The sequence below is a fragment of the Bowdeniella nasicola genome (assembly GCF_001907295.1).
GTDB classification, from domain to species: Bacteria; Actinomycetota; Actinomycetes; order Actinomycetales; family Actinomycetaceae; genus Bowdeniella; species Bowdeniella nasicola.
Genome location: NZ_MQVR01000082.1, coordinates 1 through 11,501, shown reverse-complemented (window position 1 = coordinate 11,501; position 11,501 = coordinate 1). Strand labels below are relative to the sequence as shown.

General features: G+C 63.0%; 12 protein-coding genes. 10 read left to right on the top strand and 2 right to left on the bottom strand.

Annotated features, from left to right (window positions below; translation table 11 throughout):
- Positions 1 to 46: 46 nt before the first annotated feature.
- Positions 47 to 301, bottom strand: coding sequence for a hypothetical protein (locus BSZ39_RS11005; RefSeq protein ID WP_143180504.1), 255 nt, complete (start codon positions 299 to 301; stop codon positions 47 to 49).
- 843 nt (positions 302 to 1,144) lie between these two features.
- On the opposite strand from BSZ39_RS11005, the gene BSZ39_RS15125 reads away from it, so the two are divergent.
- Genes BSZ39_RS15125 through BSZ39_RS10965 form a run of 8 tightly spaced genes read left to right on the top strand, consistent with a single transcriptional unit; the run spans position 1,145 to position 8,649 of the window.
- Positions 1,145 to 2,128 carry a TOMM precursor leader peptide-binding protein gene (locus BSZ39_RS15125; protein WP_143180503.1) on the top strand — a complete coding sequence of 328 codons (984 nt, stop codon included), beginning with the start codon at positions 1,145 to 1,147 and terminating at the stop codon, positions 2,126 to 2,128.
- A gap of 12 nt (positions 2,129 to 2,140) precedes the next feature.
- Complete coding sequence (locus BSZ39_RS10995) at positions 2,141 to 2,908, top strand: hypothetical protein (protein ID WP_073717378.1); 768 nt, start codon at positions 2,141 to 2,143, stop codon at positions 2,906 to 2,908.
- Entirely contained in the window at positions 2,905 to 3,714 is an 810-nt protein-coding gene (locus BSZ39_RS10990) for a SagB/ThcOx family dehydrogenase (protein WP_073717377.1), read from the top strand. The genes BSZ39_RS10995 and BSZ39_RS10990 overlap by 4 nt, the downstream gene beginning before the upstream one ends.
- On the top strand, positions 3,714 to 4,412 hold the full coding sequence (locus BSZ39_RS10985; protein ID WP_073717376.1) for a CPBP family intramembrane glutamic endopeptidase: 699 nt from the start codon (positions 3,714 to 3,716) through the stop codon (positions 4,410 to 4,412). The genes BSZ39_RS10990 and BSZ39_RS10985 overlap by 1 nt, the downstream gene beginning before the upstream one ends.
- Positions 4,412 to 5,539 (top strand): hypothetical protein, encoded by a 1,128-nt coding sequence (locus tag BSZ39_RS10980; RefSeq protein WP_073717375.1) that lies wholly within the window; start codon positions 4,412 to 4,414, stop codon positions 5,537 to 5,539. The genes BSZ39_RS10985 and BSZ39_RS10980 overlap by 1 nt, the downstream gene beginning before the upstream one ends.
- Positions 5,536 to 6,981: a YcaO-like family protein gene (locus BSZ39_RS10975; RefSeq protein WP_083603298.1), complete on the top strand. Its 1,446-nt coding sequence runs from the start codon at positions 5,536 to 5,538 to the stop codon at positions 6,979 to 6,981. Before BSZ39_RS10980 ends, BSZ39_RS10975 begins: the two co-directional genes overlap by 4 nt.
- 16 nt (positions 6,982 to 6,997) lie before the next feature.
- Positions 6,998 to 7,900 (top strand): ABC transporter ATP-binding protein, encoded by a 903-nt coding sequence (locus tag BSZ39_RS10970; protein WP_083603296.1) that lies wholly within the window; start codon positions 6,998 to 7,000, stop codon positions 7,898 to 7,900.
- Positions 7,897 to 8,649, top strand: coding sequence for an ABC transporter permease (locus tag BSZ39_RS10965; RefSeq protein ID WP_073717372.1), 753 nt, complete (start codon positions 7,897 to 7,899; stop codon positions 8,647 to 8,649). The genes BSZ39_RS10970 and BSZ39_RS10965 overlap by 4 nt, the downstream gene beginning before the upstream one ends.
- Here the strand turns inward: BSZ39_RS10965 and gluQRS are convergent.
- Positions 8,646 to 9,602, bottom strand: a complete 957-nt coding sequence (gluQRS, locus tag BSZ39_RS10960) for a tRNA glutamyl-Q(34) synthetase GluQRS (protein ID WP_073717371.1) — start codon at positions 9,600 to 9,602, stop codon at positions 8,646 to 8,648. The genes BSZ39_RS10965 and gluQRS overlap by 4 nt on opposite strands.
- 28 nt (positions 9,603 to 9,630) lie before the next feature.
- Here gluQRS and BSZ39_RS10955 point away from each other — a divergent pair, with 28 nt between their 5' ends.
- A complete protein-coding gene (locus BSZ39_RS10955) occupies positions 9,631 to 10,509 on the top strand; it encodes a DUF2254 family protein (protein ID WP_083603295.1) in 879 nt (292 codons plus the stop codon).
- The gene (locus tag BSZ39_RS10950) at positions 10,506 to 11,441 is read left to right on the top strand and encodes an ROK family transcriptional regulator (protein WP_073717369.1); all 936 of its coding nucleotides are present in this window, start codon (positions 10,506 to 10,508) and stop codon (positions 11,439 to 11,441) included. The genes BSZ39_RS10955 and BSZ39_RS10950 overlap by 4 nt, the downstream gene beginning before the upstream one ends.
- Positions 11,442 to 11,501 lie beyond the last annotated feature (60 nt).

The following is an 11,501-nucleotide window of genomic DNA, read 5'->3' as shown; positions in this document are numbered from 1 at the left end:
CGCGGATTCCGCAACCTCGAGAACTACCGGCTACGAATGCTCCTCATCACTGGCGGCCTGGACGCATCAACCCACACTCAACTCTGAAGAGCCTGTAATCCTTGCCCTTTTTCTTTAGGAGGATGAAGTAAATAGGTTCGAACTCGTCCAACAATTCGGCCTTAGCCCAAGCCGGGATAACAGTCCCCGTCTCGACGACCCTGAACATTACCGTCCACAACTCGCAAAAGGGGTCCGGGATCAACGGCTGGATACTTGTCTCAACGGCATCTTCGATCGCATCCATGAGGTGAATCGTCATCCTTATTCACCTCCGAGCTTGCGTTTTTCCACGGTTTCATCTGGTTTCAAGATTACCGCTCCATGGTCTGCCGTGCCTCAGATGCTTCACGCCGTCGAATCGGGCGACTTTCTGCGAAAATTGCGCGACCTGCGACTCGTGGCAACCATGGTCTCTGTCCTCGACTAATTCTCCTTCAGCTTGCGCCGCAAGAGCGTCGTCGGTCCCGTTTTCGTATGCGTCGTCGGCACGCTTCGAGCCGGCTAACCAACGCCGCGAGCCACGACAAAGTGGTTAACGCGTGGTAACGGAAACAAGAATTTTTCCGGCTTTGGTCGGCGCCAATGGGACGGGGCGAGGGGGCTTTAGACTCGCGTCAGGGCTGACTGCGATCCGCGGCATCCTGGCAAAAACAGGTGGATAAACCCTGTTTTTCGTGAGCCCTACTAGCCAGTCTCCTGGCGATCCTCTGACCTCTTTGGTGTGTTGCATATTTCCGTTTGGGTCTTTACAGCTGTTTTTTCTCGCCTGTAAACTCAAAACTGCTTCAACTGGATCAAGCCAAAATGGAGGCGATTACCTTGAAGATCTCGATTATTGGTTCCGATGCTCTGCGGAGCGCTACGAGCCTGGTCCCCGCTGGTGCATGCTGCAGCTCCTGCTGCCATTGCTGGACGTGCTGCTGCTGTTGCTGTTCGGCTGTCGGTGGTGCTGAAGCTGCGTGCTCGACCCTCGATGCCACGGAGCTTTCTGGCGGCCTCGTCCTGGTTGCCTAACTACCACCATGCGAATTCCGCGGGCCACAGTCCTTGCGTGTGGAGTGTGTTGCTCAAACAAACATCCTGAAAGGTAGTTCAACGCACCATGTCACGGAGATACACACTGCTATCGGCAGCGAGCTATATTCCACTTTCCCCGCACGAAGTGATTGTCAAAGGGAGCGCGTTAGAAGGGTTCAGTCTTCTCGTCGAAGACCCCGAGCGACGTGGCATTACGGCGTCAATCATTCGAGCGTTGGAAGACGGGGCTCACACCCCCGAGGAGCTCGCTGGCATTCTCGATTCGGCAGTGAGTCCTGAAGCCTGCGGACAATTACTGGAAACTATGAGGGAATCCGGCGTCCTGGGGGTCAACCAGGATTCCGAGCCCGCAGACCTTGAAACAATCTGGTCGGCCTTCGTTCGCTACGGGGAGCTTCCGGATCCGTCGTTGTTGCGGCCGGTGACGGTCGTGAGTTCGCGCGACGCTGACGGAGTCCTCGAAGGTGCCCGAGCGTGGGGGATCCCCCTTGTCGTGGTTCGACCAGATGAGATCAACCTGACTGACTTTGCCCCCGCAGCTCCGCTACATAACGGTGAAACCGATACCGTGGCGCTTCGGCGGGACCGCAAACCTGTTGTACATTTCAGCTTCGAGTCCGAGCGCGCGGAGATGTACCGGCTCAATGAGCAAGCTGTAGCGGCTGGTGTACCAGTCCTTTACTCGAGACTGGATGGTGTTGAATACACTGTCGGTCCCTACGTCGTACCGGGGCAAACTGCGTGCGCGTGGGAGGCCGAGCGACTGTGGGCTCGATCCAGCGCTGACCGTGAGCAGTACGAAACGTTACTTCGACACCGTTCCTCGCAGGGACACACGAGTTCAAACGTCGTCGGACAGGCGGGGCTTTCCTCAGCATTAGCGGTGAGCCTGCTTGAACTGTCTCTGCGGGGGACCTCTGAACGGGCTGGGACCGTCGTTCATGGACGATCGACCACCCACCAGGTTTCTACGAACAGTCTGATGCGCCTACCGCGCTGCCCTGTGTGCCTGCCGATGCAACCCCTTGCGCGAAACCCGCTGTACTAGGAGGGAGCATCGGTGACCACGAATGATGCCACGCTGAGTGAGCAAGTCTCGCTCCATGCATATGACGGCAACGACCCGGCGTGGCTGGATCGCATCAGCGGATGGGATCCAGTCGCGCGACTGGGGGAGACGTTCCTCCTTAATGCGCAGGTCGGTGAGCAGGCCTTACCCCACGCCCGGCTAATTTCCCCACAAGCTTTGGAGCGCGTCGGTTCCTGGCTCGCCGGAACGCTGCACGAAGAATTCGCCATCGACGAATCTCACGATTGGGCAGTACGAGCCGCTCTTACCGATGATGAAACGTTCAACCACCTGGGCTTCCGCGTTGGGGATCTTCCCAGCGCATACGAGGACTGGCGCTTTTCCACCGAGATTTATGCGCTGATCGGTGACACCGCCTTTCTGCTCATGAATAACCAGTTCGTCCGGTATCGCCGGCTCAGCGACGAGGAACTGGGACAGGTCCTCTCGGCTCGAACGGCTCCCTTCCACACGGTCGATGACCGCACGACCGGCACCGTGCTTGTTATTGCTGCGGTTCCGGGTCGGCTCGGTGCTTTTGGTGGTCTGCGCGGGCAGCGCCGCAGCCTGGTTGCTGCCGGGGAAGCTATCGGTCATCTCCAGCGCCTGTGGGAGCAGGCGTCGGTAGGTGATCAGTGGTCGTGGGAGCGCGAGTTTTTTGATGATGCCTGCGGGCGCGTTTTCGGCCTCGACGGCCTAGAACGGGTGCCGGTAGCGATGGCGTACCAACGAGAATTGCCCAGGAAGGAAGAGGAATGAGCCAAACACCGTCGGATCCCTTCGCTCAAACCGAAATCCTCACCGCCGGACTCAAGCGCACCGCAGACGAGGCGCAGATCGAAGCTCCGTCGCTCACCGCGACAATTCTGACCATCATGGCAAAGCTCCGGTCCGAGCCGAATTCAGCATTCCCCACCCCGCCCGACTACCGCCGGGACCTTCCCGGTGACGTTGTGGGCACGGCGAAGCCGAGCATCGCATCGACCCACGGCTTTTTTGATGTGATCAAGGCGCGGGCCTCGCGACGTGATTTCGGTGTTTCCGCTATCTCGAAGGAAGCACTCGTGTCCCTGCTGGCCTGGACGTTTGGTCAGCGGGACACCACGATCGCCTATGACTGGCGGGATGCTCCGCTCCGATACTGCTCGTCGGCCGGCGGGCTCGCGTCGATCGATGGTTACTGCATCGTTTTCAACGTCGACGGTGTTGACAACGGCAGCTACTACTACGACTACGAGCGTGGTCTCGTGCGGCAATTTTCCGGGGAAATGGGCCAGCGTGTTGCTCGGCTGATCCCCGGCATGACGTGGCTCGAGAGAGCCGGTGCGCTCATCGTTCTCGTGTCCAACCCGGACCGGGTTGACCACAAATATGGCGCCATGGGTGCGAAACTATCCCTCCTCGACGCCGGCGTGGCCACGGGACATCTGGAACTCGTGGCAACCGCGCTTGAACTGCGGTCCTGCATCCTCGGCTCGCTTCCTGATGAAGCACTATCGGAGCTGCTGTGCCTCGAAGAAGGGCAGGTGCCGCTGCTGAGCATGGCAGTGGGGAGCAGAACATAATGGGTGCGCAGATCGTCGGTCTTATCGCGGCAGGAGCCGCCCTGGTCCAGATCGCCCTGATGGGATTCATCGGCTATCCCCTTGCGCGGCGCCGCCCCGGTGGCATGGCAGCATTCCGTCGTTCGGGTTTCATGTGGTGGCTTATCGTCCTGCTCCTCGTGAGCGCGCTTGGCCTCGCAACCGTCCCGAACGTCTATTCCTGGTTCTACCCCTCCCAGCACGGACCGGTACTCGGGCGTCTCGCTCTTGGTGCAGGCGCTGCCTTCGTCGTATGTCTCCTGGTTGAACTGGCCGCCGAGCGGATCTTCTTCGGCGCCCGCGACTCCGAACAGCGCATGGCGGCGAATGCCAAATACGAGGGGGCGCTACCCCTGTGGGCGCGAAGCGGCGGTGCACAGTATGCACTGCTCGCCTTGGTAGCCGTGCTTGAGGAGTTTGTCTTCCGCTCGGTGGCCCTGGGGGCGCTGCTCTACGAGTGGGACCTGCCGAAGGGGATTGCCGCGGGAATCGTGGCGATCGTCTTCGGATTCTCGCACTGGTATTACGGATTCCGGCAGATCACGATCAAGCTCATCGTGGGCTCGATCCTCGTGTGGGGAGCGCTCACCGGTGGATGGGTTGCCTCGGCAATCGCTCACGTTGCCCTCAACGTCTCCCTCACGGCAATTTCGGTTCGGCGTGCTCGCAAGGTCGCCTAATGACCGACATCCATGCTGAGCGGTTGTTCACCGGGACCCAATGGATTACCGATGTCACGGTAACCGGCGGCGACCGTATCGACACGATCGACAGCGGCCGGAGCCCATCGGCAGTGAGCTATCCCCTGGTTCTGCCGGGCCTGATCGATGTCGGCGTGTGGGCTGAGGGGTACCTCGAAGGCCCCACATCCCGCGAACACCCCTTCGTGCCCGAGGAAGCGTTTATTGCCCTGTGCCGCTCACATGGCGTGACATCCGTCGTCGACACGGGATCGTCCTGTAGCGTGGGGCGCTGGCTGATCGGCCAACACGAGATCAATGCCGTCTCATCGCTGGGGCGAGTGTCGAGCTCGCCCACCCGGCGGTGCGACCACGTCGTAGACGCGGGACACGTCTCGGAACTCGCGTCCGCGCTGCAGACGCTGGGGGCCGCGTGCCTCGTCATCGCCGAACCTGACGCGGTCGATGTGAGCGGTATATCCGGCCCCGTGGTCCTCACCCGCGAACGCGGTGGGATGACCGTGCCCGGATTCTTCGTACACCGCGGCGATCGGGAGTGGGTCAGCCCGCAAATCATTGCCTGTTCGCTGTGGACCGTCGAGGGGATGCTCAACGGCCCCGATGCGACGCTCGGACGAGCGTTTTTGCCCTACCTCAAACACTTCGCTGGTGAGGGAAATTTTATGGCACGACGCATCGCTCGCGGCGTGCTGAAAAAGCTCTACGGCGAACGTCGCGTGGAAGACCTCGATGGCTGGCCCGACGCCGCTATCAAGAGCCGTCCCGACTCCCAACTGCTCGCCTCCTCAGGAGCGGGCGCCGCCGGTGTTGTCCCCGGGCTAGGCCTGTGGGATGAGCTGGCCGCCCTAGAACGCCACATCGGATTCGAGGCCGCCCTGCGAACGGCGACATCGAATCCCGCAGCAGCCATTCCGGCGCTTAACTCCGGTGTCATCGAGCCGGGAGCGCGCATGGACCTGCTGCTGTGCGACGGTGACGCGGCATCGATCGCCGAGCTGCGCGAACACATGAGCGCCATCGTCGTCGCCGGCGCCGTCAGTACCATTCAAGCCGAAAAAGAATCAGCACAAAACTACTGCCTCGCCGCAGACAGGAGAGCACTATGAAAGTCACAGCGATTCCGGCAAACCCGGGTGGCGCGCTGCCCCCATCAACGTCGGGAACCGGGTTGTGCTCGTTGCAGGACATGCTGCCCCACGTCACCCCGCTCTACGGTCCTGTCTTGCGTGCCAGCACCTTCCTGGGCTCTGGGGAGCCCGCCGGTGGCGGTTATGCGGGGCACGCCGAGCTGTTCGACATCGATGGCCTCCTGCAAGATGTTTACGGCCAGCCGTCGATGGAAGCTGGCGTCAATGACACGCTCTTCGGCGGAGGCAAAGGGTTTGCGCTGCCCAACGTGACGCTGTCGACGATCGGCGAATCCTTGGAACGCGTCGTGGCGGGCCTCGTATCCACCGCACCGCAGATGCCGAGCATCCGCCGCGGGGGCTCCTACCAGGAGATGCTCAAAGCCGGATTCAACTGCCTCTCGCCGTCCGACGTTCGCCTGTTCAGTGACCGGCAGTACGCCCAGGACCACTTTCTTTACGAACGCTTCACGGAGGACACCCCCATCCAGTGGGTATGCGGCCGACGGCTGCGCGGCGGCGAGGAGGTATGGGTTCCGGCCCAGCTCGTCGACATGGTCCACATCTACGACCCGGCCGAAGCAATCATCGGTTACCCCGTATCCGGTGGCCTGTCGTGCCACATCTCCTATACGGATGCCGTCTACCACGGGCTGACCGAAGTCATCGAACGTGATGCCGTCAACGTCTCCTGGTACACGAACCAGCCGCCGCATCTCGTCGAGATCGACGACACCGTGCGGCAGATGCTCGGAGGCTTTGCTGATCGCCTCGAGCTCGACCACTCCGGTGGGTATCTGTTGCGGCACCGCTCCAACGTGTGCAGCGCGAGCACTTTTAGCGTGATCGGCTTCCAGGAGTGGCTGCCGCGGCGGCAGTACTGTGCGGGTGGTGGTTGCGACTACAGCGGCAGCGTCGCCATGCGGAAAGCTGCCGCCGAGTTCGGTCAAACGCGCAGCACGCTCAGCCTCGCCAACGTTGCCCCGGGCTCCTCCGTCGGGCGTAGCGTGCGCACCATGTTTGACTGGAATAGCGAGCGGCACCTCAGCGAGATGACGCTGTTCTTCCAGGCGATCGGCTACTACGGGCTGCCCGAGAACAGCCACCACCTCGAGCACTATCTGCGCGGCGAATGGATCTCTGGTGAGGAGGCTGTCGGCGATCTTGGCCGTGAAAAGCTCTCGACACGAGAGTCTCTCGATCAACTCACCGGCGAGCTCCTCGCCCAGGGGATCGATCCGATCGTGCTCGACTATTCCCACCCCGATTGGACCAGCCTCAGCGTCGTGAAGGTCTTCATCCCGGAACTCACGACACCCTTCCTCCAATCGCGCCCCATGCTCGGACACCCGCGGATCGCGGACGTCCGTCCCGAGCTGATCCAGCCCGACGGACAGGTTCTGCCGCTGCCTTACCCGTGATCGGAGGGATACCAACGTGACTGAAGTTGTACGCATCGAGGGGCTGCGGAAGTCATACCAAGGCCGAGAGGTGCTGCGCGGGGTCGACCTCCGACTCGAGCAAGGACGGACATACTTTCTCGTTGGCCCGAACGGATGCGGGAAAACCACGACGATCGAAACGCTCATCGGGCTGCGACACATCGAGGCCGGCAGCGTCCGGGTGCTCGACTGCGCACCGGGCGACCCGAGCCTGCGCAGCCGGATCCGCGTGTGCCTCCAGGGCGCGGCACTCCACGCCCAGGTCACGGTCCGCGAACACTTCGAGGCCGTCGCTGCGATCTACGGGGCGCCCACCGCGCAGATCGACAATCTGGCCCAGCAGTTCGGGATCGCCGACCTCATGGGGCGCCGCTACGGGCGCCTCAGCGGGGGACAACAAAAACGAGTCATGGTCGCCGCGTCGCTGTTCGGCGAGGCCGATCTCATCGTGCTCGATGAGCCCACGAGCGGCGTCGACCTCGAATCTCGCCTGTCCCTGTGGGCCTCCCTGCGCGAGGCGATGGGGGCACGGCATGCGACGCTGCTCGCGACCACCCACGACCTCAACGAAGCTGAGGAGTACGCCGACGAGGTCATCATCATGCGCGAGGGAACGATGATGGCCCAAGGGCCCGTCGATGAGCTCGTCGCACACTCGGGGCTCATCGGGGTGCTGCCGGTTCCCACGCTCGCCGTTCGCGATATCCTCGGCGACGCGGAGCTGCCTAGCCGGCATCTGCTAGGCCAAGACCGGGGGACGTCGACGCTGGGCTACACGGACCGACGCCAGCTGAATGACGATATACGACGGATCGAAGAGCACAGCATCCAGGTGCGCGAGCGCTCCGCCCGGCTCACCGATGCCTACCTTTTCGCCTACCGGGGAGGTTCCCAGTGAAGCCGCTCATGCTGCAGTTCCGCAACCAGGCGCTGGGCTTCCTGCGGGAACCCCAGGCCGCCATCTTCAACGTGCTCGTCCCCTTCATGATCGTGCTCATTCAAGCACTGGCCTTTGGCAAAGACGAGATTGGCAGCGAACTTCCGGGCTACCGCATCGTCGACGCTCTCGGCGTCAACGCGGGCGTCATGTTCACGATGATCATCGGGCTATTCGGAATGGGCGTCGGGCTGTCGTCAATGATCGAGGCGCGCACCCTCGCGGGGGCGAGTATCCGCCCTTACGGCGCGGGTTTGGTGCTCCGCGCCTACGCCCTCGTCCTGCTGCTCATGGTCCTTATCGGATGGACGGCCTCGTACTTCGCCTTGCGGCTCGGATGGCAGGCACGCTGGCCGAGCAACCCGCTCGCCCTCATTCCGCTCATGATCCTCAGCGTCGCCATGTTCCTCATGATCGGCGCCTGCATCGCCGCGGTATCCGGGACGCCGCGCGGAGCCCAAGGCATTTGCTCCGCCGCGTTCTTCCCACTGCTCTTCCTCTCCGGAGCCGTCTTCCCGATCGACCCGTTCCCGAGTGCGCTGCAAGCTGTGGCGCGCTGGCTACCCGGCTATCGGGTGAGCGAGCTCCTTGCGCCCGTGTGGGTCGAAGGGCAATCCTTCGACTGGATCAGCCTCGTCTACGTTGTCATCATGCTCATCGTCGCGGGATTCGCCGCACGGAGGCTGCTCGCCTGTCGCGAGGACGTCTAAGGGGTCGGCGGCGCAAAAACATGTGGGCCGCAGGCCGCTCGCAGGGCGCTCAGTGAACACTCGGCGACGAAGTCCTCCGCCGTGCGCACGCGGGGCAGGGCAAGGCTCGTCGCGCACCACTCGATGACGTCGCCCGTCGTCCACCCGGCCTCGATCAACTGCGGCAGCGTGACCGAGCCATCGCGCTTGGCGAGGCGCGCACCCTCCTCGTTGACCACAAGGGGGACGTGCGCGTAGACCGGTTCGGTGACGCCGAGAATTGCGGCAAGGTAGGCCTGGCGGGGCGCGGAGGCGAAGAGATCGTCGCCGCGGCACACCTGGTCCACCCCCTGATAGGCGTCGTCGAGGACGGCCACGAGGTTATAGGCGAGGACGCCGTCGCCGCGCCGCAACACGAAATCGTCAACGACGCCGGTATAGCTCGTGGTGGCGTCCTCGGGAGCGATGGGGCTCACTCCGACGATTTGCTCGGTAACGGTGAAACTTCGCGTATCGGCGCGGAGCCGAATCGAGGGGCTGCGCCCGGCGGCAGCCAGGCGCTCGCGGGCGCGCTCGCGCTCGGTTTCGCTGATGTCGCGGCACGTGCCGGGGTAGGAGCCGGGCGGGGTGTGCGGGGCCGTAGGCGCCGCCAGGATGTCCTTACGTGAGCAGTAGCATTCGTAGGTGAGCGAGCGTCGCGTGAGCTCGGCGAGCGCCTGTTGGTGAGCCTCTGCTCGCGTCGATTGATACAGCTCGGGGTGCTGCCACGTGATTCCGAGCGCCGCGAGATCGGCGAGCTGGTCGGCCGCCGCCCCCTCCTTGACCCGGTCGATGTCCTCCACTCGCATGACGAAGCGGCGCCCCGAACGCACCGCGAGCCCATAGGCGATGAGCGCGGTGCGCAGGTTTCCGATGTGGAGCCGGCCCGAGGGAGAGGGCGCATATCGGCCGGCGGAGTGCGGGCGGGTGGTCATGAAACCAGGTTAGTGGGGACAATGGAGCATGCGCCCTTCCCGAGAGGCTGCGTCGCCTCGTCTCCGACACGATCGGGTTTGTGCCGTTGCTGTGCGCCCTTGGTGGCGCCGTTGCGGCCACGATCCTCGCCCGCAAGAGGCGCCCGCCATTCCGCACTCCGCTGAGCCAGTGCGAGCGACCGACTCCGGCCACGTCCGGTTCGTCGCGACCGAACGCGCCGCCACTTGGGCGAAGGAGCGCGACGCGATCGTCATCATCGCGGTCGCGCCTGGCGATGCCGTCATCACCGGGCAGGTCGTCGCGTGGGTTTTCGCCCGTGGAGGTCGGCTCCCCGAGGATCTCGAGCTGCCGACCTGGTGTGTATCCGTCGACCACGAGCGCGTCTCTGACGCAGATATCCGCCTCGGCATGCACCAGCTGTCCGATATTGCGGTGCGTGCCCTCTCGCCTGGTACGAACGACCCGACGACCGCCGTGCACGCCGTCAACCAGGCAATCTCCATCGCGCGCACGGTGGCGAAGTATCCGCTCAACGGCGAATGGGTCGCCGATGATGACGGCATCATCCGCGCTTACGCGCCCGTCCCGACGCCGGTCGACTTTCTGCAAGAAATCGTCGGACCCGTGAGGCGCTACGCGAGCGCGGAACCATTCGTCCTCATCCAGCTGCTGCGCCTGCTCGCCGTCGTTGAAGAAGTCAACGAGGACGCCGAGATCCAGGACGTGATCGAAGGCGAGCGGCGACGCATCGTCGAATCGGCCGAGGAGCTTGCCCACAAGGACGACGCTGCGTGGGTGCGGGAGATGGCCCAGCCGGGGGCGATCCAACGCGCGAGCCGGGTCGCGGGACCACAGACCGATATTGTCGAAGACGACGACGAACAAGCTGAACGCGAGAACACATGAGCACTCACGCACTGTCGCGCGCGAATCGCGCAAGCGTCCTTAGAGTCCTGCAGCATTCTGACCCGCTCTCGCGAGCCGATATCGCAGAGCGGACGGAACTATCGCTGGCCACCGTTTCGCGGGCAGTCAACGACCTGGTGAAGATGGGATTTGTTTGTCAGGCCGGTTCGCTCGATCGCACCGGGGGTAGACCGCGCGCGCAGTTCACCTTGAGTTCAGACGCGGTGGCGACACTTGCAGTCGATGTCGCGGACCACCACACCGACGTGGCGCTCATTGGTCTCGCGGGCAACGTCATCCTTAGCCAGCGGCACGAAATCGTTGATGCGGATCCATCAGCGCGGCTTACCCACACCATCCGGGTCGTTACGTCGACGTTCCCTCGAGCCTCGAAGAACTCGCCGAGAATCATCGCCGTTGGAGTCTCCGTCCCCGGGCCGGTCCAAGCCGATGGAACGATTGACTTTGCTCCCTCGCTCCAATGGCACAACGTGCGCCTGGGGTCGATTCTTCGTCAAGAACTCAATGTTCCTGTCGCGGTCCACAACGATGCGAACCTCATTGCCCTTGCTGAGGCAACGTACGGGGAACTGCGCAATCCGGCTGCCCTCGTCGCTTTGGCCGTGTTCGAGGGGGTTGGATCCGGCCTGGTGTTCAATGGCAGGCTGTGGCACGGCAACCAAGGGTCCTCAGGGCAGATCGGTCGAATGCTGCTGTCCCTTAGCGCACTACAGAACATCTACGTTGGCTACGGTGACCTCGAATCTCACCTCGGTTCAGAAGGTATTCGAAACCGCGCTGCAAAAGCTGGCCTTGAGCTTGACCCGGATAGAGAAGTCTTTCGCGAACTATTTTTGGTCCAGGCTGAGAAGCACTCGGCGGCACGAGAGCTTACGAGGCTCTTCACAATCGAGGGTGTAGTCGGGGTTTGAATCCGCCGGCCTCGAGGAGGCTGCGGGCGATGTAGTGGCTCAGGTTCCGGAAGCCCAGGG